The sequence below is a fragment of the Amorphus suaedae genome, from assembly GCF_053629675.1.
Genome location: NZ_JBRJIT010000003.1, coordinates 212,758 through 237,059 on the forward strand (window position 1 = coordinate 212,758; position 24,302 = coordinate 237,059).

Genomic DNA, 24,302 nt, shown 5'->3' on the forward strand with positions numbered 1-24,302 from the left:
GGCCGGCCGCTGCGGGGAAGATCGGCCTCCGTCCGCGCCCGCCCCCGGCAGGGGACGGACGCGGCGCGACCGGCGTCCGTCCGGTCGCCAGCAGGCTGCAGGAGCACCGTCCCCGATGGCCTATCGCATTGCCGCCGGCCGCCAGACCCACGTCTTCGCCGACCTGAAGGAGCTGATGGCCAAGGCCACGCCGATCCGCTCCGGCGACATGCTGGCCGGCATCGCCGCCGGCTCGGCGGAGGAGGCCGTGGCGGCCCGCATGTGCCTCGCCGACGTGCCGCTCGCCACCTTCCTCACCGAGGCGCTGGTGCCTTACGAGACCGACGAGGTGACCCGGCTGATCCTCGACGGCCACGACGCGCGGGCGTTCGCCCCGATCGCCGCGCTCACCGTCGGCGCCTTCCGCGACTACCTGCTGTCGGAGGCGGCCGACACCGCGACGCTCGCCGCCCTGGCGCCGGGCATCACCCCGGAAATGGCCGCCGCCGTCTCCAAGCTGATGCGCAACCAGGACCTGATCCTGGTGGCCGCCAAATGCCGTAAGGTGACGGCCTTCCGCAACACCCTCGGCCTGCCCGGCCGGATGGCCGTGCGGCTGCAGCCCAACCACCCGACCGACGATCCCGCCGGCGTCGCCGCCTCCATCGTCGACGGGCTGCTCTACGGCTGCGGCGACGCGGTGATCGGCATCAATCCCGCCTCCGATTCCACCGAGACCATGGCCGGCCTCGCCCGCCTCATCGACGGCCTCATCGCCCGCTTCGAGATCCCCACCCAGGCCTGCGTGCTCACCCATGTCACCACCTCGCTGGAGCTGATCGAGGCGGGCGTGCCCATCGACCTGGTGTTCCAGTCTATCGCCGGAACCGAGGCCGCCAACGCCGCCTTCGGCATCGACCTGAAACTGCTCGCCGAGGGCCGCGACGCCGCCCTGTCGCTGAAGCGCGGCACGGTCGGCGACAACGTCATGTACTTCGAGACCGGCCAGGGATCGGCGCTGTCGGCCGGCGCCCATCACGGCGTCGACCAGCAGACGCTGGAGGCGCGCGCCTACGGCGTCGCCCGGGTCTACGAGCCGCTGCTGGTCAACACCGTCGTCGGCTTCATCGGCCCGGAATATCTCTACGACGGCAAGCAGATCATCCGCGCCGGGCTGGAGGACCACTTCTGCGGCAAGCTGCTCGGCCTGCCGATCGGCTGCGACGTCTGCTACACCAACCACGCCGAGGCCGACCAGGACGACATGGACACGCTGCTGACGCTGCTCGGCGTGGCCGGCGTCACCTTCGTCATGGGCGTTCCCGGCGCCGACGACGTGATGCTCAACTACCAGTCCACCTCCTTCCACGACCAGCTCTACGTCCGCGAGGTGCTCGGCCTGAAGCGCGCGCCGGAGTTCGAGGACTGGCTCGTCCGCACCGGCATCGCCGGCGCCGACGGCCGTCTCACCCCCGCGGCGGGCTCGGCCGCGCTCCTGGAGGCGCCGCTGGCGTTCGCCGGATGAGCGGCGGCCCTCCCGACGCCTGGCGCCGGCTCGCCGCCCTCACCCCGGCGCGGATCGCGCTGGGGCGCACCGGCGCCAGCCTGCCGACCCGCGAGGTGCTGAAGCTGGCGCTCGCCCACGCCCAGGCCCGCGACGCCGTCCACACGCCCTTCGACGCCGCCGCCATCGTGGCCGGCCTGCAGGCGCTCGGGCTGCCCGCCGTCACGGTCGCCACCGATGCCGCCTCGCGCGATCTCTACCTGCGCCGCCCCGACCTCGGCCGCCGTCTCGATGCGGCGAGCGCGGCGCGCCTCGATCTCGACCGGTTGGAGCGGGAGGCGGGCGGGCGCGCCGATGCGGCCACTGCCGACGCCGCCACTTCCGGAGCGGCTGCTCCGACGCCGCCGGCCGACCGGGCACCGGACCTCGCCATCGTCGTCGGCGACGGCCTGTCGGCGACCGGCGTTTTGGCGAACGCCGTGCCGCTGGTCGCCGCCCTCCTCCCCCACCTGCGCCGCCTCGGCCTGGCGCTCGCCCCGGTGGTGGTCGCGACCGGCGCTCGGGTGGCGCTCGGCGACGAGATCGGCGCGCGCCTGTCGGCCCGCATGGCGCTGGTGCTGATCGGCGAGCGGCCGGGCCTCTCCTCGCCCGACAGCCTCGGCGCCTACCTCACCTTCGCGCCCCGTCCCGGGCGCAGCGACGCCGAGCGCAACTGCGTCTCCAACATCCGCGCCGGCGGGCTTTCCCCCGACGCCGCCGCAGCTCGCATCGCCTGGCTGATCGAGGCCGCCTTCCGCCTGGGGCTCACCGGGGTGAGGCTCAAGGACCAGAGCCCGACGCCGCTCGCGGCGCCCGGCCGCGACACCCTTCCGCCCGCCGCCGGCTAGGGTCGTCCTAGGCGGGTGCAAGCCCCCGCTCGACCGGACGGGCTCAGGGTCGCGATCCCGAACTATGCGCTTTTCGCTCGGATCTCGTCTTCCGAGCTCCCGCAACCTCCCGCTCCCAGCCCCCGGCCCCCACCTCTGGACTGACCACCGGCGACACGCCTGGCCTGTATTTTCCATGAAGACGTGCGGCTTGCGCCCGGTCCCGCTTCGCGCCACGCTGTGCTACTGCAATATGTACCGCTCGCGGCTTTGAGCGACCGAGGCCGGCCGCGAAGGCCGGACGCGAACGGGGCACGGGGAACGCACGTCCGGATGGCGCACACGTCGAAGCCGAAAACCAGCAGGCGGCCGAGTATCGTCGCGATACTTCTGGGCAACCTCTTCCTCTTTCTCGCCCCGACGATCCTGATCGTCGCGGCGTTCATCTACGAGATCCAGCGCTCCGAGACGGCCCAGACGCAGCAGTATCTGCAGACCGAGGCCCGGGCCATGTCCAACGGCATCTCGGCGGAAATCACCGACGCGCAGCTGTTCATGCGGCTCGCCCGCCGCGCTCTGACGCCGCTCGTCGAGCGCGGCGACGTGGCCGGCTGCCAGGCCGTCGCGGCCGAACTGGAGAACGGCGAGGGCACCCTCACCGGCTTCTTCGTGACCGACTCCAGCGGCGCCATCGTCTGCGCCGCCGACGCCGCCCTGCGCGGCACCTCCGTCGCGTCGTCCGATGCCTTCCAGACGCTCAGCCTCGGCGGACAGCTCTATCTGGGCGGGGCACGGCTCGACGCGCAGCGCCGCCCCCGGATCCCGGTCTCGCTGGGATGGCGCGGCGCCGACGACGCGTTCGCCGGCACTGTGGGTGCCCAGATCGACCTCGGCGTCGTGCTCGCCAAGGCCCGCAGCGGCTATGCGCTGCCGGAAAGCGTCGTGATCCTCTCCTCCAACGACGGGCTGGTGCTGGCCCAGATCCCCGACCCCGGCGGTCAGGTCGGCAGCCGGATCCAGGGGACCGTCGACGCCCCGTTCGTCGACGGCGTCGACCGCGTGTGGTCCAACCAGCAGATCGCGGTGGCCGGAGATCTCCTCCGCCTGTCCGTCGGCGTCCCCCGGACGATCCTCGAGGCGCGGACGGCCCGGGTCGCCTGGTGGGTGTTCGCCGGCCTCGCCGCCGTCGTGGTGCTCGCCCTCCTCATCGGCCTCGCCATCGCCTCCTACTTCGTGCGCCGGCCCGCCCGGTCCCTGGTGAGAACCGCCGAGAAGCTCGGCTCGGGCGACCGCAGCGCGCGGGCCGGCGACATCGGCGGCGCCCGGGAGCTCGTCACCCTCGGTGCGGCGTTCGACCAGATGGCCGCCAACCTCGACGCCCGCGAGCAGGAGACCGAGCGCTACCGCGTCGCCATCGAGGAGGCCCGGGACGACCTGGAGGTCCGCGTGCGCGAGCGGACCCGCGACCTCAACGTGATGACCGAACGGGCCGAGGCGCGCGCCGAGACGGTCGAGCGCCGCTTCGAGCAGGAGACCCGGCTGCGCGAGATCGTCACCCTCATCCAGGCGAGCGAAGACGTCGAGGAGAGCGCCAGCATCCTGCGCGCCCGCATGCACGACCTCTTCCCCGGCACCTGCGGCTCGCTCGCCCTGTTCGCCGAACCGCGCAGCGAGCTGGAGACCGTCGCCCAGTGGGGCGACAGGAGCGCCTTCCAAGAGAGCTTCACGCCGGACAAGTGCTGGGGCCTGCGCCTCGGCAACCCGCATCGCTCCGGCCGCGACGGCTTCGGCAACCCGCGCTGCCGCCACATCGAGGATCCGGCCCTCGACGTGGTGTGCGCGCCGATCCTGGTGCAGGGCGAGGCGCGCGGCGTCATCTCCGTCGACCTGTCGGAAATGCCGTACGAGATGGTCGGCAAGGACGCCAGCCGGGCGATCTCGACCATCGAGACGGCGGCGGCGTCCATCGGCATCGCCCTCTACAACGTCCGCCTGCGCGGCGCGCTGCGGAAGCTGACGATCCGCGATGCGCTCACCGGCCTGCACAACCGGCGCTTCGCCGACGATGTCGTCGCCAAGGAGGTCTCGCGCGCCCGCCGCACCCACCAGCCGGTGACGCTGGTGCGCATCGACATCGACCGCTTCAAGATGATCAACGACGAGTTCGGCTTTGAGGCGGGCGACACGGTGATCCGCGAGATGGCCGGGCTGATCGACCACTTCTTCCGCTACGAGGACGTCTGCAGCCGCTATGGCGGCCAGGACTTCCTGGTGGTCATGGTCGCCGCCACCAAGGTGGATGCCATGCGCCGGTGCGACATCCTGCGCAGCCGGATCGGCGACCACAACTACTTCTATCGCGGCGTCGCGCTGCCGCGCATCTCGGTCTCCATGGGCGTCGCCACGTTCCCCGAGGACGGGGCGACCGAGGAGGCCGTGCTCGCGGCGGTGGAGGCGGCGCTGTCGACCGCCAAGCACGAAGGCCGCGACCGCGTGAGCGGAGCGCCGGGCGTGCCGTCGCAGTCGCCCGAACAGCCGGTCCTGCCGGGACCTGCCGACGCGGGCAAGGCCGCCAAACCCGCCGACGCGTCGAAGTCGGAAGGCTAGCCCTGCCGACGGGGGAACCGGCCGGTCCCCGGATCCTCGCCGGTCAGGCGCGGACGGGAAGGCCGCCAGACGCTAGAGACAGCCCGGAAAGTGCCGCCGCATCACCGACAGCACCATCAGGTGCAGGGTCGAGGCGAAGTAGGTGGTGGTGCGGAACCGGATCAGCTCGTCCGGCATCCGGGTGCCGTGCAGGGCGCACGACACCAGCGCGGCGACCGCCTTGTAGCCGGGCTCGTTCATCGGCCCGAGGACGGCGCCGGTACGCACGTTGATGACCGCCGGCCCGTCGGCGCCGGGGCCGTTCCAGGCCCGGTCGAACGGCATCAGCTGCTCGCGCGGGACCACGCCGCTGAACAGCAGGTAGAGCGGGATGCGCACGGCGTCGTAGCTCGACAGCGGCGGAAAGGCGTTGGCCGGCTGCGGCCGCTGCGGGTCGGCGACCGAGGTCCAGTTGGAGGGCAGCATGTAGCGGCCGGAGGCCGAGGCGAGCGTCAGCCCGAGCCCGGATTCGATCAGCGCCCGCCACATGCCGTCGGGCAGCACCAGGTTGAAGTAGGGAAAGGCCGGGTAGATCCAGTAGGAGAGGTTCACCACCGGCCCGTCGCGCTGCTCCTCCTCGCTGAACCCCTTCAGGCCCGGCTTCAGCAGCGTCGCCTCGCGGCGGCGGTAGATCAGGTTCTGGGCGACAACGCGGATGATGGCGGCGGATTCGTCGACGTAGCCCCGCTCCTCCCACTTCAGCCCGGCCAGCAGCAGCGCCCAGGCAATGAAGATGTCGCCGTCGGAGGCATCGTTGCGGTCCTCGATGGGCGGGACGGTGAAGGGGTTCCATTTCCAGTAGAACAGCGGCGCCGACGGCATCCGCATCTCGTCGCGGGCGAAACCCCAGATCAGCGCGAAATCGTCGCGCGCCCCGGCCTCGACCGCCAGCAGCATCCCGTAGCCCTGCCCCTCGCTGTGGGACACCATGCCGTTCTCGAAGTCGACCACCCGGCCGGACGGCTTCATGAACGCCGAGCGGTAGGCGTTCCATTCGTCGGCCGTGATCGAGTTGGTCCTCAGCGCCGCGATGTCGAGCTGCGCCTCGGCCCCCGAGGGGACCGCGAGGGCGCAGACGACGCAGCTTATGAGGGCCAGCAGCCTTGGCCGCATTCCGAGCAAACTCTCACTGGCAGTGGTTCGGGGCCGACGCGGCCGGGAGCCATCGTGGACGATGTCGGCGGGTTTCGATAGGCCCGCCTCGCCCGGCAGGCTTGCCGGTGCGGACGGCGGTTCCCATCTCTCGGGCATCGGACGTTGATGAACGACTGACGAGATCGGAATGACCACCCTACGCCAGCCGCGACCGGCTGGATTTCCCGGCCTGACGCGGCGCCGCGACGATGCGGGCGCCGCCCGCCGGCACGCCTCCGCCCGCCCCCTCCGCCTGGTGGCCATCGGCGAAGCGCTCGCCGGCGACGTCTCGCTGGTAGCGGGCAGTCGCGGCACGGTGACCGAGCTCACATACGGCCAGACGGAACGCCCCCTGCGGGACGCCCTCGCGGCCTCTGCCGCGATCGTCCGGGCCGATCTCGTGCTGGTGGCGGAGGACGCCCGCGGTCCGGCGGTGTGGCTTGCCCGGCGCCTCAGGCGAGGCCACGCCCGGAAGGTGATCCCGGCGCGGGAGGGCGCCCACACGGCGGCGCTGTCGGCGTATTACGATAAGATCGCCGACGCCCTGATCGAGGTCGATCGGGACGGGGTGTTCTCCTACGCCGATCGCGCACGGCTGGCGGCCGCCGGCCACGCGCACCTTGCGCGCTGAGCGCAGAAACGCGCAGGAAAGCGCGGAATCGCGCAGCAACGCGCAAAAGGCTGCGCGCGGCTGCGCGTTCCGGTAAATGCTCAATTCAATCAGAGGCTTGCAGGATATCCGGACCGGCGTGACGGGTCCGGCGTGCGCGTCAGGCTGTCAGACGGTCAGTGCGCGTGTCAGTCGAGGGGGCTGAGTGGGAGGCTCCCGTAACCGGTCCGGTCAGGCGACCGAACGGCCCTTGGACTGGATGTTGGTGATGATCGGCGACGCGATGGCGTCGGGACCGTAGTCGGCGACCGAATCCACCGACAGGAGCTGGGCGAGGCGGGTGCGGGCCCGGTTGACGCGGCTTTTCACCGTGCCGACGGCGCAGCCGCAGATCTCGGCGGCCTCCTCGTAGGAGAAGCCCGACGCGCCGATGAGGACGAGGGCTTCCTTCTGGTCGGACGGCAGCGTCTCCAGCACCCGGCGGAAATCGTCCAGGTCCATGTGCCCGAACTGCTCGGGATGGCTGGAGAGCTTCGACGCCATCACCCCGTCCGCATCCTCCACCTCGCGCCGCTTCTTGCGGAACTCCGAGTAGAAGGCATTGCGGAGAATGGTGAAAAGCCACGCCCGCATGTTGGTGCCCGGCTGGAACCGCTCGAGCGAGGTCCACGCCTTCATCAGCGCTTCCTGCACGAGATCGTCCGCCTGGTCGGCGTTGCCGGTCAGCGACAGGGCGAACGCGCGCAGGTTCGGAATGTGCTGAAGCAATTCCTTGCGCGGGTTCATTTCCTTCGCCGGGGCGTCCTTGTCCGCGCTCATGACTCGCGCCCCTCATTTCCGGGCTTGGTGCCATCGCGGGCCGAAGGCAGCGAATCCAGCTGCTCAAGCAAAGACACGAGCCGGTCAGGGATCGGCTCGCTCAGATACGAATCGTACATCGCCTTCAGCTTGCGGCCGATCTGGGCCTGCAGCTGCGGCTCCATTCCCGGGCTGTCGGATGCCGGCTCCATCATGGGATTGGTCGGCGTATCGTCCGCCACGTGACTGTCATCCTTTTTTCTCAACACTTGCCTGCCAAAATCGCTCGTCTGCCCCACCGCGCCTTTGCCGCCAAATTTTCCGATCGCGCCCCTCGGATCATAGCCGGCTTTGGCTTAGTCTAACGCAGTCGCGCGTGGCGGGTTCCGGCGAGACGAAAATTTTTCGGCGCCAATCCGGAACCATCCGGCGCGTCCGGCGTTTGGGTCCAGTTGTGCACGATGACTGTGTTCCCTCGCAGTCTTTGAAGGGGGTTATCTTTATGTCGATTGCCATGGCAATTGCGCCGCATCTTCCGTACCTGCGGCGGTTCGCTCGCGCCCTCACGGGCAGCCAGACCGGAGGCGACGCCTACGTCGCCGCCTGCCTCGAGGCGATCATTGCCGAGCCAAGCCTGTTCGACGAGGACCTCGAGCCGCGCGTCGCGGTCTACCGCGTCCTCCTCGGCATCTGGGATTCGATTGACATCAACCGTCACGTCGACACGTCCGACCTTCCGCACGAGCGCAATCTCGAGGCGATGACGCCGCGGGCCCGGCAGGCGTTCTTGCTGACGACGGTCGAAGGATTTTCGGTCGCCCAGGCCGCGACCATCCTCGGCACGGACGACAACGGCGTCTCCGCGCTCCTCGACGAGGCGGGCCGCGAGATCGCCACGCAGGTCGCCACGTCGGTGATGATCATCGAGGACGAGCCGCTGATCGCGATGGACATCGAGGTGCTGGTCGAAGGCCTCGGCCACGAGGTGGCCGGCATCGCCCGCACCCACACCGAGGCCGCCGCCCTGGCGCGCCGGACCAACCCGGGCATGATCCTGGCGGACATCCAGCTCGCCGACGGCAGCTCGGGCCTGGAGGCGGTCAACGAGCTCCTTCAGGAAATCGACGTGCCGGTGATCTTCATCACCGCGTACCCGGAGCGCCTGCTGACCGGCGAGCGGCCGGAGCCGGCCTTCCTGGTGACCAAGCCCTTCGAGCCGGAGGTCGTGAAGGCGGTGATCAGCCAGGCGCTGTTCTTCGATACCCGCGCGGGCAAGCCGCGCGCCGTCGCCGCCGCAAGCTAGAACCACCTTCCGCTCAGGCAGAGCCGACACGTCAAGCTGCGCCCCATCGGGCGCAGTTTTGCGTTCGGGCTATCAGATCGCGGATCCTCCCCGCGGCGAATGATCGGAATTGAAAGCCCTCGTCCCGCCGGCCCGGATGGACGCCGGTGGTGTGTCCTGCTCAGCCGGCCGCCTTGCTGGCATCGGAGGCCGCCTGCCGTCGCGCGAGCGCTTCCGCAGGCCACTCGGACGGCATGTCGTAATACTCGTCGAACACCCGCGCATCCGCGGGCAAGCCGACCCACGGCAGCGTCGAGCGGGTGTAGATGTGCACGTCCGGACCGTTGGCCGGTACCGTGTCGAGGGTGCAGAGCCGGACGAAGCGCAGATACGGCCGGCGACCGTAGTCGCTCCACATGGCGGTCCGGCAGACGGCGCACCGGTAGACGTCGTGGGGACGTCCGCTGTCCGTCGGCAACGCGATGGCTTCCAGCTCGCCGGAGACGAGATCGATCCGGTCGGTCTCGATCAAGCCGTTGATGACGAACGCGCTGCCCACCTGGCGCTGGCAGTCCCGGCAGTGGCAGCAGTGCACGAACATCGGGGGTGACAGAAGGCGGTAGCGAACCGCCCCGCAGGCACAGCCCCCACTGAGATCGTCGGCCATCGGAGTTCCCGCTCACGCCGCCCTGTCGGCATCCCGCCAGCATAGCTGCGCCCTCGGGACCGCGGAAGTGCCATCGACGGCCGGGACGGGCAGCGGATCAGGGTTCGAAGGTCACCACCCGGTAGAGATAGCCAGCGACCAGCAGGACGACGATCCCCGTCGAGACCGGCGCCAGCCACTCAGCGACCAGACCGTAATTGTTGCCCAGCCAGAAGCCGGCACATGCCAGGGCCGTGGACCAGATGGTGGTGCCGATCGAGGTGTAGAGAAGGAAACGGGGCCAGGACATGCCCGAAACGGCGGCCGGCACGGAGATCAGCGTCCGCACCGCCGGGAGAAGACGCCCCAGAAGGACGGTCTTGCCGCCATGCCGGTCGAACCAGGCATCGGCCGCATCGACATCGCGCGGCGCCAGCGTCAGCCAGCGGCCGCGCCGGGACGCGAAGGCCTTCAGCCCGGCCTTGCCGAGCCACAGACCCGCCACGAACCAGAGACAGGTGCCGACGACCGAGCCGAAAACCCCGCCGAGTATCAGCAGCGGAAGCGACCCGGCACCGCGCCCGGCGGCATAGCCGGCGAGGGGAAGGATGAGTTCGGACGGGATCGGCGGAAACACGTTCTCCAGGAACATCAGGAACGCGACCCCGGCCGGTCCCCACTCCACGACGAGGGTGCGGATGAAGTCGCTCACGATGAATGCGCCCTGGTCCGGTCCCGCCTCACGACGCAACCGGCTGGCCGGAGCCGGTTCGGCTGGTTGGAGACGCGCCGTGCGTCTTGTCTTCCGCCCCGGGCTGCTTCGCCGGGTCGTCCTCCGGCAGCGGCAGGCGCGCCAGTTCCAGCTCGCGGCTGATGCGGGCAACGGGCCGCAGCACGAAGAACAGGCTGCCGGCCACGAAGAGCCAGATCGCAGCGGTCTCGGTTGCTTTCCAGAAGAACAGCACCGAGCCCACGAGAAAGGCCACGCCCGCGACAAGGTCGATGGACGTGTAGGCGATCTCGTAGCGGCGATAGACCGCCCGGTGGGCCCTGCTGGCGTCGAACCGGGATGCGTTGAACATGTTCGATGTGCTGGTCGACAGATTGGTCATTGGTCGGGCTCCTTGATGCGGGACTCCCGCTTCGGAAATGCCGCGTACACGGATCGGTTCCAGCATTCCCCAACGGGGGCGCCCCGGCACGCGGAACAACCCACGCGCGAGAACGTTGGCCAACGGAGAGCTCAGGGCAACACGGCAGCGCATGTGCGCTTCGCAGTCCGCGTCGGTGACGGGCCGCGCGCCCGAGCGGGCACCGACCTTCGGCCACACCAGTACTCGACTTCTGCCGGAAGCCGGCGACGTTGGTTTCACCACCTCACAGCCGTTCCGTTCGGGCAGATGGGCCCGAACGCGACACCCCACGAGATCCGAGAAGGACACCTTCGGCCACCATGATCGATCGCCCAGGCACACAGGACCCGCATCCCCACGACCCCGCCGGGGACGATCAGACCGACGTGCTCTACGACTGGCGCGGCCTGATCCATGCCACCCTGATCATCGCCGGCGTTCTGCTGGCCGGACTGGCTGTGTGGAAGCTGGCCTCGGTCCTCATCCTGATCCTGTGCGCGGTGATGGTGGGCATCGTTCTGGACGCCGCCGCCAACGGGATCACCCGGCCGCTCGGCATTCCGCGCTGGATCGGGCTGGCCGTCGCGGTCTTGGCCATCTCCGGGGCGATCGTGACGGCCTCGGTGTTCGCCGGCCCGACACTCACCGAACAGGTGAGCGGGCTGGGCACCGAGGCTCAGTCGGGGCTTGAGCGACTGCGCGACAACCTGACCGCGGTCGGCCTGTCCACCGAGGGAGAGGACGCCGACATCAAGCTGAAGGAGGTCCTGCCGGCACCGAGCGGCCTCCTGAGCAGCGCGACCAAGGCGCTCTCCAGCGTTCTCGGCGTGTTCGGGAGCGCCATCGTGGTTGCGGTGGTGGGGATCTACTTGGCCGCCTCTCCCGACGCCTACGTCTCCGGACTGGTGGGCTTCGCACCGAAGGGCAAGCGGAGGACGCTGCGACGCATCCTGTCGGAAACCGGAACGGTCCTGCAGCGCTGGCTGATCGGCAAGGGAATCTCGATGCTGATCGTCGGCCTGCTGAGCTATGCGGGGCTGCTGATCCTGGGCGTGCCCATGGCGCTTCTGCTGGCCGTCTTCGCCGGCCTGGCCGCCTTCGTGCCGTTCCTCGGGCCGCTTGCCGGGGGACTGGCGATGGGGCTGGTCGCCCTGTCGGAAAGCTGGCAGCTGGCGGTCTGGGTTCTGGGCCTCTACGTGATCATCCAGACGGTGGAGAGCTATCTGCTGACCCCCATCGTCCAGCAGAAGACGGTGTATCTGCTGCCGGCGGTCGTGCTGACCGCCCAGCTGGTGATGGGAACGCTGTTCGGCATCATGGGCGTTGCGCTGGCGACGCCGATCACCGCGATCCTGATGACGGTCCTGAACGAAACCTACTTCCGCACCGGGCCGGCAAGCGCCGAAGGGTGAGGCTCAACCCTGGACGGCCTGCATAACCACGCCACCGGCGAAGACGGTGATCAGCGCCGCGCTCTCGAAGCCGATCCCGCCGACGCCGTGACGCTCCCGCCGGATGAGGCCGAGGAGCAGGATGCCGGTCATCAGGATCGCCCAGACCACGAGGAAGAGCGCGCGCTCGCCGACGGCGTGGAAGATCGAGCCGTCGCGGTACGCCACGTCCGACGCCACCAGGAACAGCACGTCGAAGGTGTTGCCGCCGATGATGCCGCCGACGGCGAGCTGCAGCGCGCCGCGACGGACGGCGGCGATCGTCGTGACCAGTTCCGGCAGCGATGTGGTGATCGCCGTGAAGAAGGTTCCGACCACCGTCTCCGACATGTTGGCCCACATCGCGATCGTCACCGCGCTCCGCGCCAGCGCCCAGCCGCAGACGCCCATCACCACCATCAGAAGCGCGAAGCGCAGGAAGAGGCCGCGGGTCGACCCGTCGTCCGCCGCCGGTTCGTCGGGCACGTCGTTGTGCGTGTCGTCGGTCTGCATCGGTCGCCACATGGGCGCTTCCTGCGCGCTGCGCGAAAGCTGGAGGCCGAACAGATAGACCGCGAGCAGCAGCGGCGTGACCGGATGGACGGCGAAGATCGCGAAGGCGGGGGAGGCCATCGCCATCGCCGGCAGGGCGAGCATCACGATCAGCAGGGCGCCCTGGATGAGGTTGGTCTCCGAGGCGGCGGCGTGTTCCAGGTTGCTCTTGCGGTAGACGACGTCGGCGATCGCAAGGAACACCGTCTGTGCCGCGATCCCGCCCACCGCGTTGGCGACCGCGAGCTCGGCGTGGCCGTCGAGCGCCGCGGTGACCGAAGTCACGGTGCCCGACAGCGACGTGCTGGCGCCGAGCAGGACCCCGCCGACGAGCGCCTCGCCGAAGCCGGTCCGGTCGGCGATCTTGTCGGCCGTCGACGACATCCAGATGCCGGCGAGGGCGATCACCGACCCGGCGGCGACGAAGGCGATCAGGGCGACGAGCGGCTGGTCGAACATAAGCGATGGCGGCTTTCGTGAAGAGGAGTGCGGCGCCCCGGCCAGCGATCGGCGGGACGCGTGGTCGGGCAGGCAACTGAAACCTCAACGGCAACAGATCACCTTGCCCGCCGATTGAGAGGCAGATCGGCGGCGTGCGCGGCCTGGCGCAAAAACGAAGAGATCGGGGCAAACGCCCCGATCTCGAAACACACGCCACCGGACACTTCGGAACGACAGGCGGCGGTGACGCCGGTCTGCGCCGTTCCGCGTGCGCTACCTGAGGTTCGGCTTGGACGGGCCGAACAGGAGCCAGAGGATCAGACCGATCACCGGCAGGAACAGGATGATCAGGATCCACAGGACCTTGGCGCCGGTCGACGCGCCGGAACCGATGATCTTGACGATGGCGTAAATATCGAAGGCCAGGATGATAAGGCCGAGTATGCCGCCGAATTCGGGACCCATCCGCAGGTTCTCCTTTTGAACTGCCGAGCCGGTGACCCGGCCGGCATCGCTTTTCCAAGCGGTTGATCTGGGCCGCGAGGGGCGGCCGGCTTGACGAAACGGAGGGGAATGCGGGCCACGCCAGGCTGCGGCTGTCGAGAGACATCCATCCACCCGGAAACGCGAAAACTCAATCCTGACCCCAACCGTAAGAGGAAAACGCTGCCCAAGGTTTTGCGGTTCCCTGGTCCCTGAACGTTTTCGACGCCGGAATCGTCAGCCGTCCTGCGGATTGAGGGCCGCGCGCCATCCGTTCGCAGGTACCATCGCCGGAACGACGGCCACATTCCGGCGTTCGACGCTCACCACGCCCGCGCCATCCGTCGCCGGCCCCACCCGCAATCCATGGAGGCACGACGTTGCTTTACCCCGTCATCTACGGCTCCGTCCGCACCGAACGACAGGGCATTCGAGCGGCCCGCTACATCTGCCGGGAAATCGAGGCGCGCGGGCATGAAGCGAAGCTCGTCGACCCGCTGGAGGTCGACCTTCCGCTCCTGGACCGCCGACGCGCCGAGTACCCCGATGGGGAGGCCCCCGCGAAGATGGAGGCGCTGGGCCAGCTCATCGAACGGGCCGACGGCTTCGTGATGGTCACCGGCGAGTACAACCACGGCATCCCGCCGGCGCTGAAGAACCTGCTCGACCATTACCTGCAGGAGTGGTTCTTCCGGCCGGCTGCGATCCTGAGCTATTCCGCCGGACGGTTCGGCGGCGTGCGCGCCGCGGTGCAGCTCCGCCCGGTGCTGGGCGAACTCGGCATGGTGTCGATCTCGACCATGCTGGCCGTCCCCGGCATCTCCGACGCGCTTGCGGAAGACGGCAGCCCGAAGGCCGACTATCTCGTCAAGGCGTCCGCCGGGTTCCTCGACGAGCTCGACTGGTGGGCCAACGCCGCGAAGGCCCATCGGGAGAAGGCGGGCACGCCGTTCTGACCGTCGGCAGGCACCTCGTGCCGGAAGGCGCAAAGAGGGATTGATCGGGGGCGGGAGTCCGGCGCCATAATCCGGCCGACGAGACGGCAGATCCGCTCCCCGTTTCGGCAGGAAAAGCGGAGCATCCGGACGGCAGAGGCAAGCATGGAAACCGGCCCCGTTCCCTTCATCGAGCCGACGGCCATTCCCGTCTGGGTGATCACCGCGCGGCTTGCCTGCGCCGCCCTCGTCGGCGGAGCGATCGGCTTCGACCGCGAGCTGGAGCAGCATTCGGCCGGCCTCCGGACCCACATGCTGGTGGCGCTGGCGGCGGCGGTGTTCTCCATCCTGATGCTGGAGGTACTGCATCTGCCGCTTCCGGATCCGGAGCGGGTGCGCATCGATCCCATCCGCGTGCTCGAGGCGGTGACCGCTGGCGTCGCGTTCCTCGCCGCCGGCTCGATCATCCGGGCGGGCGGCGTCGTGCGCGGACTGACGACCGGCGCGGGCCTCTGGCTGGCGGGGGCGCTCGGCAGCGCCTGCGGGCTCGGCTACGTGGTCATCGCCCTGATCGCCGGCGCCATCGGCTTGGTGGTGATCGTCGCACTGCGCTTCCTCGACAAGCTGGTCTGGCGAATGCGGCAGTAGCGACCGGCGGCCGCGCAAGGCTGAAACGCAAACGCCGGCCCGATCGGGCCGGCGCTGCAAGGCGTCAGATGCGCCGCCGGCCTCGTGCCGGGCGGCGACGTCCGTGGGTCAGATCTCGCCCCAGACTTCCTTGGCGATGTCGACGATGAACTCCAGCTTCTTCCACTGCTGCTCCTCGGTGAGGATGTTGCCTTCCTCGGTGGAGGCAAAGCCGCACTGGGGGCTGAGGCAGAACTGGTCGAGCGGGGCGTACTTCTGCGCTTCCTCGATGCGGGCCATCACGTCGTCATGGCTCTCCAGGTCGCCGGACTTCGAGGTGATCAGGCCGAGCACTACGCGCTTGTCGCCCTTCGGCAGGAAGCGGAGCGGCTCGAAGCCGCCGGCACGGTCGGAATCGTACTCGAGGAAGTAGCCGTCGTAGTTGATCTTGGAGAGCAGCGTCTCGGCCACCGGCTCGTAGCCGCCCTCGGAGATCCAGCTGGAGCGGAAGTTGCCGCGGCAGACGTGGGTGGTGATCGTCATGTCGGCCGGCTTGGCGGCCAGCGCATGGTTGATCATGTCGGCGTAGATCTGCTGCAGACCCTCCGGATCGTCACCGCGCTCGCGCGCCGCCTGCATCTCCTTCTCCGAGCACAGATAGGCCCACACGGTGTCGTCGAACTGCAGATAGCGGCAGCCGGCCTCGTAGAAGGCGCGCACGCACTTGGCGTAGGCCTCGGCGGTGTCGGCGAAGAAGGCGTCGAGATCCGGATAGACGTCCTTGGAGATCGACTTGCGTCCGCCGCGGAAGTGCAGGACCGACGGCGCCGGAATGGTCATCTTCGGGGTGACCGTGGCCACTTCCTTCAGGAAGCGGAAGTGGTCGAGCATGTAGTGGTCGCCGAAATCGACCTTGCCGTTGATGGCCAGGCTTTCCGAGCGGGTCTGGATGCCGGTGAACTGGATGGTCTTCTCGCCCTTGACGAGGTCGACGCCTTCCAGGCCGGCGAGAAAGTCGAAGTGCCACCAGGAGCGGCGGAACTCGCCGTCGGTGACCGCCTTCAGGCCGACACGCTCCTGGTGCGCGACGGCATCGCGGATGCAGCTGTCTTCCACGGCCTTCAGGCCGGCGGCGTCGAGCTTGCCGGCCTCGCGGGCGGCGCGGGCGTCCTTGAGTTCCTTCGGGCGGAGCAGGCTGCCGACTTCGTCGGCGCGGAACGGGGCATTCGTCATGAAGTCCTCCCTTGCTGGTCGGTTCGGTGAAACAGCGCGCGGACCGCGCGGGCCCGACCCATCGCTTCAGCGCGGCGCTCGCTGACGCCACGTATGCATGGCGTTATCGGCGTTGCGCTCGCGGAGGTCAACCTGTATACAATCCGGATACCAAGAACGACGACCTTAGGGAGGTCATCATGTCCGATCGCTCCTTTCCGCTCAACGCGTGGTACGCCGCCGCCTGGGACGTCGAGGTCAAGCGCGAGCTCGTCTCCCGCAAGATCTGCGGAAACCCCGTGGTTCTGTACCGAAAGCAGGACGGGTCGGCCTGCGCGCTGGCGGACGCCTGCTGGCATCGGCTGCTGCCGCTCTCCAAGGGCGAACTACACGGTGACCACGTCGTCTGCGGCTATCACGGACTGGAATTCGACGACACCGGCCGCTGTGTATACATGCCCTCCCAGGAGACCATCAATCCGTCGGCCTGCGTGAAGCGCTACCCGATCGTCGAGCGCCACCGGTTCGTCTGGATCTGGCCCGGCGACCCGGCGCTCGCCGATCCGGCGCTGGTGCCCGACCTGCACTGGAACGACCATCCGGACTGGGCCGCCGACGGCAAGATGATCGAGGTCGCCTGCAACTACCGCCTCGTCCTCGACAACCTGATGGACCTGACCCACGAGACCTACGTCCACGGCTCGTCGATCGGCAACCGGGCCGTCGCCGAATCCCCGTTCGCCACCACCCACACCGACCGCACCGCGACGGTGACGCGCTGGATGCGCGACGTGGAGCCGCCGCCGTTCTGGCGCGGCCAGCTGGGCAAGCCCGGCAACGTCGATCGCTGGCAGATCATCAACTTCGAGGCGCCGGCGACCATCGCCATCGATGTGGGCGTGGCGCCGGCCGGCACCGGGGCGCCCGAGGGCGACCGGTCGCAGGGGGTCAACGGCTTCGTGCTCAACACGATCACGCCGGCCACCGAGGACACCTGCCTCTATTTCTGGGCGTTCTCGCGCAACTACGACCTCAAGAACCAGGCCCGCACCCACCAGCTCCGCGAGGGCGTGGCCACCATCTTCCGCGAGGACGAACTCATTCTCGAAGCCCAGCAGAAGGCCATTGAGGAGAATCCCGACCACGTGTTCTACAATCTCAACATCGACGCCGGATCGATGTGGGCCCGCAAGCTGATCGACCGGATGATCGCCGAGGAAACGGCCCCGCAGATCGGGGTGGCTGCGGAGTAGACAATGGCCATCAGACCCATCGCCGAGCGAAGCGCCTCCCAGTCCGTGAAGGCCATCCTCGGGATCCGCGACCTGGTGTTCTCCGGCGAGGTGCTGCCGGGCGAGCGCCTGTCGGAGATCACCATCTCCGAACAGCTCGGCCTGTCGCGCACGCCGGTGCGGGCCGCCCTGGCGCGGCTGGAGCAGGAAGGGATCCTGGAGATGATCCCGTCCGGCGGCTACGCGGTCCGGTCGTTCACCGAGGCCGACATCGCCGACGCCATCGAGCTGCGCGGCGTGTTGGAGGGCACCGCCGCCCGCCTGGCCGCCGAGCGCGGCGTCGCGCCGGCCCGGCTCGCCACGCTGAACGCCCTGATGGTGGAGCTCGACCTGATCGTGGGCGTTCCGCTGGAGGACTTCGATTTCCAGGCCTACATCGCGCGGAACCAGGAGTTCCACGAGGCGCTGAAGAGCCTCTGCGGCAGCGAGATGGTCCGCCGCGAGCTGGACCGGGTGATGAGCCTGCCGTTCGCCGGGCCGAGCGCGTTCATCGAGGCCCAGGCGGAGATCCCGCAGTGCCGTGCCTCGCTGGTGATCGGCCAGGCGCATCACCGGGCGATCCTGAACGCCATCGAGATGCGCGAAGGCGGCCGCGCCGAGGCGCTGGCGCGCGAGCACGCGCGGCTGGCGCGGCAGAACCTCGACTACGTCATCGAGAACCGGAAACTGATGAAGAAGGTGCCCGGCCTGTTCCTGGTGCAGGGCTGACGGGCGCCGCTTCCGGCCGCCGGGATACCGGACGGCCAGGGACCGGCTGCGGAACAAGAGATGAAGCGGCGCCAGAGCTGGCCGGCCCATGCCGGCAGGCGCACGCTCGCGACGGGAGAACGACGTCATGAAAGGTCGCAACGAGTGGCGGGACGCGCACGTCGTCCGGGCCGAGACCATCGCAGCCGATGTCCGGCTGATCGAGTTCGCCCTCGACGGCGGCGTGCCGTCGCTGCAGCCGGGCTCCCACATCACCGTTGCGGTGACGGTGGGAACGGCGCGGGCCGAACGCTGCTACAGCTGCCTGCCCTGCCCGGCCGGCCGGATCCGCATCGCGGTGAAACGGCACGCGGCGAGCCGGGGCGGATCCAGCTTCATGTGGACGCTTGAGGAAGGCGCGGCGGTGCGCCTCACGCTGCCGGTCAACCGGTTCGAGCTGTCCTGGCGCGCGCCCGACTACCTGCTGGTCGCGGGCGGCATCGGCATCACTCCGATCCTCGGCATGGCGGAGGCGCTGGCACGGCGCCCCGAGCCGGTGCGCCTGGTCTACGGCGTCCATCAGCGCGACCAGCTCGCCTTCGAGGCCGACATTCGCGCGCTGCTCGGCGAGCGTGCCGAGTTCTTCGTCGCCGACGAGGGCCGACGCATCGATCTCGCCGCCGAGATCGACGCGCTCTCGCCCGACGGCGAGCTCTACATCTGCGGTCCGCTGCCGATGCTGACCGAGACCAAGCGGCTCTGGGAGGCCAGCGGCCGCAAGCCGACCCGGCTGCGCTACGAGGTGTTCGGGGATTCCGGCGCCGAACCGGAGCTGCCGTTCCGGGTGGAGATCCTGAACCGCGACCTCACCGTCGACGTGAAGCCGGAACAGTCGCTGCTGGACGCGCTGACGGAGGCCGGCGTCGACATGGTGTCGGACTGCCGCCGCGGCGAATGCGGCCTCTGCGCCGTCGACATCGTCGACCTCGACGGCCGCATCGACCACCGGGACGTCTTCCTCTCCGACGAGGAGAAGCACGCCAACAAGACGATGTGCGCCTGCGTCTCCCGGCTCGTCGGCGGCCGCGCGGTCATCGACACGGGCTACCGCCTGAGCTGAGTCGAAGTCGGGGCCGCCTTCCCCGGCACGATCCGGCGTAGCCGGGTTCAGGCGCTCTTTTTCTGGGTGACGCCGAGGTGGTTCGACAGGGCCGCCTCGTCGGCGAGTAGATCGGCGCTGGTGCTCTCGTGCACAATGGTGCCGCGGTCGAGCATGATCGCCCGGTCGGTTTCCATGAGGATCTTGCGGGCCTTCTGCTCGACGATGATCGCCGACAGGCCCTCTTCACGCACCACCTTGTGGAAGACCCCCATCAGCTCGTCGACGATGATCGGGGCGAGCCCCTCCAGCGGCTCGTCGAGCAACAGCAGCCGCGGGTTCAGCATCAGCGCACGGGCCACCGCGAGCATCTGCTGTTCGCCGCCCGACAGCTGGTTGCCGAGGTTGGACTTGCGCTCGGCAAGGCGCGGGAACAGGTCGTAGACACGGTCCAGCGTCCAGGTGCCCGGCCGCGCGGTCGCCGTGAGGTTCTCCTCCACGGTGAGGGAGCGGAAGATGTTGCGCTCCTGCGGCACCCAGCCGATGCCCAGCTCGGCCCGGCGCTCGATGGGCGTGCGCTGGATCTCCTTGCCGTCGAAGACGATCTTTCCCGACTTGAACGTCGTCACCCCGACGAGGCTGTTGATCAGCGTCGTCTTACCGGTGCCGTTGCGGCCGAGCAGCGCCAGCGACTCGCCCTCCTGCAGGCTCAGCGAAATGCCGGTGAGCACCACGGCCGCGCCGTAGCCGGCGACGAGATTTTCGACCCGGAGAAGTTCAGGCATCGGCGTCCTCCCCGAGATAGGCGGTGCGCACGCGCGGGTCGTCGCCCACTTCCTGGGTGGTGCCCTCGACCAGCAAGGCGCCGTTGACGAGGACCGAGATCCGCTCGGCGAACGAGAAGACCAGGTCCATGTCGTGCTCGATCAGCAGCACGGCGACGGACTTCGGCAGGCCGTTGACCATGTCGAGGATCTCGTGCCGCTCACCCTCGGGCACGCCGGCGGCGGGCTCGTCGAGCAGCAGCACCTTCGGCTTCGCGGCAATCGCCACGGCGATCTCCAGAAGCCGCTGCTTGCCATAGGGCATGTCGGACGTCTTCCAGCCCATCACGTCGGCGAGCCGGAAGCGCTCCAGGATATCCGCCGCCTCGTCGATCGCCTCGGCATGGCTCGCCACGGAGCGGATGGCATCGATGCCGCTGCCGCGCCGTTCGAGCACCGCGAACGTCACGGTTTCCAGCGGCGTGAGGTCGGGGAAGAGCTGGTTGATCTGGAAGGTGCGGGCCATGCCGCGGCCGACGCGGCGGTGGGCGGGCTCGCGGGTGATGTCGACGCCTTCCAGCAGGATGCGCCCGGAAGTGGGTTTCAGGGCGCCCGTGAGCAGATTGACGAAGGTGGTCTTGCCGGCGCCGTTGGGCCCAATCAGGGCATGACGGGCGCCCTGCTCGAGCGTCATGGTGACATCGTTGGTGGCGACCAGGCCGCCGAAGTTGCGCACCAGCGAGACGGTTTCGAGAATGACGGTCATCGCCCGTTCCTCCGCATGAGGCGCGCGGTTCGGTCACCGATCCAGGTCACCGCCCGGCGCGGGCCGGCAAAGATCCGCTCGCGGCCGACCATCACGATGATGACCAGCAGCAGGCCGAGCCAGAACAGCCAGTACTGGGGCGTGATGGTGGAGATCGTGTCGTGCATGATCTTGAAGATCACCGCGCCGATGAGCCCGCCGTAGAGGTAGCCGGTGCCGCCGATGACGAGAACCAGCAGCCCGTCGGCGGAGCGCTGGAAGGCCAGCACATCCAGCGACACGAACTGGGACGTCTGCGCCAGCAGCGCGCCGGCGATGCCGGCATAGACGGCGGCGATCGTGTAGACGGCGATGAGGCGGCGGTTGTTGGACACGCCCACCGCAGTCGCCCGGGTCGGGTTGCCCTTCACCGCCTTCAGCGACAGGCCGAAGGGCGTGCGCACCAGCCGACGGGCGATGAGGAAGAGCACGAACAGCGTGGTGAGCGAGTAGATGTAGGCGGTCCGGCCCCACAAATCGAACTCGAACATGCCCAGGATCGGACCCATGACCATGCCGGTGAGGCCATCGGCGCCGCCGGTCAGCGACCGCCACTGGTTGGCCGCCTCCATCAGCATGAGGGCCACGCCGAGAGTGATCATCAGGCGGGTCAGGTCGGAGCCGCGCAGGACCAGGAAGCTGGACAGGAAGCCCAGAACCCCGGCCACCAGCCCCGCCACGACCAGGCCGGTCACCGGCTCCGCCGACACATGCAGCGAGAACAGCCCCGCCGCATAGGCGCCGAGCCCGAAGAAGGCGGCGTGCCCCAGCGACAGGATGCCGGCGTAGCCGAGCAGCAGGTCGAGCGACAGCGCGAACAGCGCCAGGATGGCGATGTCGTTGAGCAGCAGGTAGCTCTTCGGCAGCAGGAAGATCGTGGCCAGCGCCGCCAGCCAGAAGACGATCTCCAGCGGGTTCCAGGCGCTGCCCCGCGCGATCAGGCGCACGGCGTCGCTGCGCCGGGCGCTGGTGTCCGGCGGGGCGGCCGGAGCCGGACGCGAAACGGTCTCGTCGGGGGTGCTCACCGGGCGTTCTCCCGCGCCAGAAGTCCGTAGGGACGCCACAACAGGATGCCCACGGTGACCGCGTAGATGACGAACGAGCCGACGGCCGGGAAGTAATATTTGCCAGCCACGTCGGCGACGCCGAGGATCAGCGAGGCGATGAACGGGCCGGTGATGGACGAGGTGCCGCCCACGGTGACGACGATCAGGAAGTAGATCATGAAGCGCAGCGGGAAGGTCGGGTCGAGGCCGAGGATGTCGGCGCCCAGCGCGCCGCCGAGGCCGGCGAGACCGGAGCCGACGGCGAAGGTGATGGCGAACACCGCGCCGACATTGATGCCCAGGCCCCGCGCAACCCGGCCATCGTCGACCGCGGCGCGCAGCCGACTTCCGAAGCGGGTGTAGGCCAGCACGTACTGGAGCCCGATCATGATCAGCGCGCACATGCCGATGATGAACAGCCGCGAGACCCCGACGGGCACGCCGAAAATCTCGATCCGCCCGCGCAGGATTTCCGGCAGCGTGACGATCTGCTGGCGCGCCCCCATGAAGTAGTCGATGGCCGAAATGGCGATGAAGATGAGCCCGACGGAAAACAGCACCTGGTCGAGATGGCCGCGATCGTAAAGATGGCGGTAGAGGGTGCGTTCCAGGACCGCTCCCAGAAGTGCTGCGACGAGGAAGGCGGCCGGCAGGCACAGGAAGAACGAGATCCCGTAGTCGTTCATCAGGATGACGGTGAGATAGCCGCCCGCCATGGCGAACGCGCCGTGGGCCAGGTTGACGAAGTTCATCAGGCCGAGGGTGACGGCAAGGCCGCACGCCAGCACGAAGAGAAGCATGCCGTAGGCGACGCCGTCGAAGAGGATGGTGAGCATCGATACGCCTTCGGGCGGAACATCCCCGGAGACGATCCTCTCGGGGGCGCGGGCGGGCCGCAGGGGGTGCAGCCGTCGGGATCATCAGGCCGGACCGACGGGGATCACCCCGCTCGCCACGCCCCCTCCGGGCATCCACCTGCACGTCGGTCACAACACCGCCGGGAGGAGAACCCGCCCGGCGGTGCGCGTCTCTCGGGCGAAGCCGCTACTTGCCGGCCTTGCCGGGATCCTTGACGGCCTCGTCCTTGCCGAACTCCACATTGTAGAGTTCGCCGTTCTTTTCCTCGACCTTGCGATAGTAGACGTTCTGGATGATGTCGCGGGTCTCCGGATCGATGGAGATCGGGCCGCGCGGGCTTTCCCACTCCATGCCCTTCATCGCGTCGACGAGCTTGGTGCCGTCGGTGTCGCCGCCGGTCTTCTCCAGCGCACCGTAGATCAGGGCCATGCCGTCCCAGCCGCCGACGGCCATGAAGTTCGGGCGTCCGCCACCGGCCGCCTTGAAGGCTTCCTTGAAATTGGCGTTCGCGTCGGACTGATGGTCGGCGGAGTAGATGTGCGTGGTGATCACGCCCTTGGCCACATCGCCCATGTCGTTGAGGATGTCGTCGTCGGTGACGTCACCGGTTCCGATCAGTTTGATGCCGGCCTCGGCGAGGCCGCGCTCCTTGAACTGCTTCATGAACGCGGACCCGACGCCGGACGGCACGAACACGAACACCGCGTCCGGCTTGGCGTCGCGCACGCGCTGCAGGAACGGCGCGAAGTCGGGGTTGGCGACGGGCACGCGGATGCTTTCGACGATCTTGCCGCCGTTCTTCTCGAACTCCTTGCTGAAGCTCGTCTCGCTGTCGAGGCCCGGCGCATAGTCGGCGACGACCGTGACGACGGTCTTGATGCCGTTCTCGGCCGCCCACTTGGCCAGCGGAACCGTCGACTGGGGAAGGGTGAACGACGTCCGCACGATGTAGGGCGACTTCTCGGTGATCGACGACGTGCCGGCCGACATCACCACCATCGGCACCTTCGCCTGGCTGGCGATCGGGGCGGTGGCGAAGGCGAGCGGCGTCAGGCCGAAGCCGGCCAGGATGTTGACCCCATCATTGACGACGAGTTCCTGGGCGAGGCGCTTGGTCTGGTCCGGAACGCCACCGTCGTCCTTAACGACCAGTTCGATCGTCTTGCCGGCGACCTCGTCGCCATGGGTGGCCATGTAGGCCTTCGCGGCGGTCTCGACCTGACGGCCGGTCGAGGCGAAGGGTCCCGTCATCGGCAGGATCAGTCCGACCTTGACGGTGTCGGCGGCGTAGACGCTGCCGGAGACGAGAAGCGCGGCGGCGACGATGCCGGCCTTGCCAAGAATTCCGTGTCTGCTCATTCGTTTTCCTCCAGGATCGTCAGACGGTTGAATCCGCCCTGTCGTGACTGCGTTATAGCCTTCCGCGCGCCATCGAAAAAGGGACGGCACCGGGACGCCCGCCGGCCGCGCGAT

25 protein-coding genes are annotated in these 24,302 nt (G+C 68.9%); 11 read left to right on the top strand and 14 right to left on the bottom strand.

The window, feature by feature from the left end; all coding sequences use genetic code 11:
* Positions 1–115: 115 nt before the first annotated feature.
* The 3 genes from AB7M35_RS22410 (at position 116) to AB7M35_RS22420 (ending at position 4,956) form a co-directional block, all read left to right on the top strand.
* Entirely contained in the window at positions 116–1,504 is a 1,389-nt protein-coding gene (locus AB7M35_RS22410; protein WP_453962800.1) for an ethanolamine ammonia-lyase subunit EutB, read from the top strand.
* Positions 1,501–2,370: an ethanolamine ammonia-lyase subunit EutC gene (eutC, locus tag AB7M35_RS22415; RefSeq protein WP_453962801.1), complete on the top strand. Its 870-nt coding sequence runs from the start codon at positions 1,501–1,503 to the stop codon at positions 2,368–2,370. The genes AB7M35_RS22410 and eutC overlap by 4 nt, the downstream gene beginning before the upstream one ends.
* 312 nt (positions 2,371–2,682) lie before the next feature.
* On the top strand, positions 2,683–4,956 hold the full coding sequence (locus AB7M35_RS22420; RefSeq protein ID WP_453962802.1) for a diguanylate cyclase: 2,274 nt from the start codon (positions 2,683–2,685) through the stop codon (positions 4,954–4,956).
* A gap of 72 nt (positions 4,957–5,028) precedes the next feature.
* On the opposite strand, the gene AB7M35_RS22425 is transcribed toward AB7M35_RS22420, so the two are convergent.
* The gene (locus AB7M35_RS22425; RefSeq protein ID WP_453962803.1) at positions 5,029–6,108 is read right to left on the bottom strand and encodes a glycosyl hydrolase family 8; all 1,080 of its coding nucleotides are present in this window, start codon (positions 6,106–6,108) and stop codon (positions 5,029–5,031) included.
* Between the two features lie 169 nt (positions 6,109–6,277).
* Between AB7M35_RS22425 and AB7M35_RS22430 the strand changes: the two genes are divergently transcribed.
* The gene (locus AB7M35_RS22430; RefSeq protein ID WP_453962804.1) at positions 6,278–6,760 is read left to right on the top strand and encodes a hypothetical protein; all 483 of its coding nucleotides are present in this window, start codon (positions 6,278–6,280) and stop codon (positions 6,758–6,760) included.
* 210 nt (positions 6,761–6,970) lie between these two features.
* Here the strand turns inward: AB7M35_RS22430 and AB7M35_RS22435 are convergent, their stop codons facing one another.
* Together AB7M35_RS22435 and AB7M35_RS22440 are read right to left on the bottom strand one after the other, a co-directional pair.
* Positions 6,971–7,558, bottom strand: coding sequence for a sigma-70 family RNA polymerase sigma factor (locus tag AB7M35_RS22435; RefSeq protein ID WP_453962805.1), 588 nt, complete (start codon positions 7,556–7,558; stop codon positions 6,971–6,973).
* A complete protein-coding gene (locus tag AB7M35_RS22440; RefSeq protein ID WP_453962806.1) occupies positions 7,555–7,779 on the bottom strand; it encodes a NepR family anti-sigma factor in 225 nt (74 codons plus the stop codon). The genes AB7M35_RS22435 and AB7M35_RS22440 overlap by 4 nt, the downstream gene beginning before the upstream one ends.
* A 260-nt stretch (positions 7,780–8,039) precedes the next feature.
* On the opposite strand from AB7M35_RS22440, the gene AB7M35_RS22445 reads away from it, so the two are divergent.
* A complete protein-coding gene (locus tag AB7M35_RS22445; protein ID WP_453962807.1) occupies positions 8,040–8,840 on the top strand; it encodes a response regulator in 801 nt (266 codons plus the stop codon).
* 160 nt (positions 8,841–9,000) lie between these two features.
* On the opposite strand, the gene AB7M35_RS22450 is transcribed toward AB7M35_RS22445, so the two are convergent.
* From AB7M35_RS22450 to AB7M35_RS22460, 3 genes are all read right to left on the bottom strand, one after another.
* Positions 9,001–9,486 carry a GFA family protein gene (locus AB7M35_RS22450; protein WP_453962808.1) on the bottom strand — a complete coding sequence of 162 codons (486 nt, stop codon included), beginning with the start codon at positions 9,484–9,486 and terminating at the stop codon, positions 9,001–9,003.
* 97 nt (positions 9,487–9,583) lie between these two features.
* Positions 9,584–10,177: a DedA family protein gene (locus tag AB7M35_RS22455; RefSeq protein ID WP_453962809.1), complete on the bottom strand. Its 594-nt coding sequence runs from the start codon at positions 10,175–10,177 to the stop codon at positions 9,584–9,586.
* A gap of 28 nt (positions 10,178–10,205) precedes the next feature.
* The gene (locus tag AB7M35_RS22460) at positions 10,206–10,577 is read right to left on the bottom strand and encodes a YrhK family protein (RefSeq protein ID WP_453962810.1); all 372 of its coding nucleotides are present in this window, start codon (positions 10,575–10,577) and stop codon (positions 10,206–10,208) included.
* 341 nt (positions 10,578–10,918) lie between these two features.
* Here AB7M35_RS22460 and AB7M35_RS22465 point away from each other — a divergent pair, with 341 nt between their 5' ends.
* Entirely contained in the window at positions 10,919–12,010 is a 1,092-nt protein-coding gene (locus AB7M35_RS22465) for an AI-2E family transporter (RefSeq protein ID WP_453962811.1), read from the top strand.
* A gap of 3 nt (positions 12,011–12,013) precedes the next feature.
* Here AB7M35_RS22465 and AB7M35_RS22470 read toward each other — a convergent pair whose 3' ends face one another.
* Together AB7M35_RS22470 and AB7M35_RS22475 are read right to left on the bottom strand one after the other, a co-directional pair.
* On the bottom strand, positions 12,014–13,039 hold the full coding sequence (locus AB7M35_RS22470) for a sodium:calcium antiporter (RefSeq protein ID WP_453962812.1): 1,026 nt from the start codon (positions 13,037–13,039) through the stop codon (positions 12,014–12,016).
* 255 nt (positions 13,040–13,294) lie between these two features.
* Positions 13,295–13,486, bottom strand: coding sequence for a PLDc N-terminal domain-containing protein (locus AB7M35_RS22475; RefSeq protein WP_453962813.1), 192 nt, complete (start codon positions 13,484–13,486; stop codon positions 13,295–13,297).
* A 398-nt stretch (positions 13,487–13,884) separates the two neighbouring features.
* Between AB7M35_RS22475 and AB7M35_RS22480 the strand changes: the two genes are divergently transcribed.
* The gene (locus AB7M35_RS22480; RefSeq protein ID WP_453962814.1) at positions 13,885–14,460 is read left to right on the top strand and encodes an NADPH-dependent FMN reductase; all 576 of its coding nucleotides are present in this window, start codon (positions 13,885–13,887) and stop codon (positions 14,458–14,460) included.
* A gap of 144 nt (positions 14,461–14,604) precedes the next feature.
* Entirely contained in the window at positions 14,605–15,087 is a 483-nt protein-coding gene (locus AB7M35_RS22485) for an MgtC/SapB family protein (protein WP_453962815.1), read from the top strand.
* Positions 15,088–15,195: 108 nt separating this feature from the next.
* On the opposite strand, the gene AB7M35_RS22490 is transcribed toward AB7M35_RS22485, so the two are convergent.
* Positions 15,196–16,299, bottom strand: a complete 1,104-nt coding sequence (locus AB7M35_RS22490; RefSeq protein WP_453962816.1) for a cobalamin-independent methionine synthase II family protein — start codon at positions 16,297–16,299, stop codon at positions 15,196–15,198.
* Positions 16,300–16,478: 179 nt separating this feature from the next.
* Between AB7M35_RS22490 and AB7M35_RS22495 the strand changes: the two genes are divergently transcribed.
* From AB7M35_RS22495 to AB7M35_RS22505, 3 genes are all read left to right on the top strand, one after another.
* The gene (locus AB7M35_RS22495; protein WP_453962817.1) at positions 16,479–17,531 is read left to right on the top strand and encodes an aromatic ring-hydroxylating dioxygenase subunit alpha; all 1,053 of its coding nucleotides are present in this window, start codon (positions 16,479–16,481) and stop codon (positions 17,529–17,531) included.
* Between the two features lie 3 nt (positions 17,532–17,534).
* Positions 17,535–18,278: a GntR family transcriptional regulator gene (locus AB7M35_RS22500; RefSeq protein WP_453962818.1), complete on the top strand. Its 744-nt coding sequence runs from the start codon at positions 17,535–17,537 to the stop codon at positions 18,276–18,278.
* Between the two features lie 127 nt (positions 18,279–18,405).
* Positions 18,406–19,377, top strand: coding sequence for a PDR/VanB family oxidoreductase (locus tag AB7M35_RS22505; protein WP_453962819.1), 972 nt, complete (start codon positions 18,406–18,408; stop codon positions 19,375–19,377).
* A 47-nt stretch (positions 19,378–19,424) separates the two neighbouring features.
* Here AB7M35_RS22505 and AB7M35_RS22510 read toward each other — a convergent pair whose 3' ends face one another.
* From AB7M35_RS22510 to AB7M35_RS22530, 5 genes are all read right to left on the bottom strand, one after another.
* Positions 19,425–20,141, bottom strand: coding sequence for an ABC transporter ATP-binding protein (locus tag AB7M35_RS22510; RefSeq protein WP_453962820.1), 717 nt, complete (start codon positions 20,139–20,141; stop codon positions 19,425–19,427).
* Complete coding sequence (locus AB7M35_RS22515; RefSeq protein WP_453962821.1) at positions 20,134–20,886, bottom strand: ABC transporter ATP-binding protein; 753 nt, start codon at positions 20,884–20,886, stop codon at positions 20,134–20,136. The genes AB7M35_RS22510 and AB7M35_RS22515 overlap by 8 nt, the downstream gene beginning before the upstream one ends.
* Positions 20,883–21,872 (bottom strand): branched-chain amino acid ABC transporter permease, encoded by a 990-nt coding sequence (locus tag AB7M35_RS22520; protein ID WP_453962969.1) that lies wholly within the window; start codon positions 21,870–21,872, stop codon positions 20,883–20,885. The genes AB7M35_RS22515 and AB7M35_RS22520 overlap by 4 nt, the downstream gene beginning before the upstream one ends.
* A 74-nt stretch (positions 21,873–21,946) precedes the next feature.
* Positions 21,947–22,807, bottom strand: a complete 861-nt coding sequence (locus AB7M35_RS22525) for a branched-chain amino acid ABC transporter permease (RefSeq protein WP_453962822.1) — start codon at positions 22,805–22,807, stop codon at positions 21,947–21,949.
* 208 nt (positions 22,808–23,015) lie between these two features.
* On the bottom strand, positions 23,016–24,188 hold the full coding sequence (locus AB7M35_RS22530; protein WP_453962823.1) for an ABC transporter substrate-binding protein: 1,173 nt from the start codon (positions 24,186–24,188) through the stop codon (positions 23,016–23,018).
* Between the last annotated feature and the right edge of the window lie 114 nt (positions 24,189–24,302).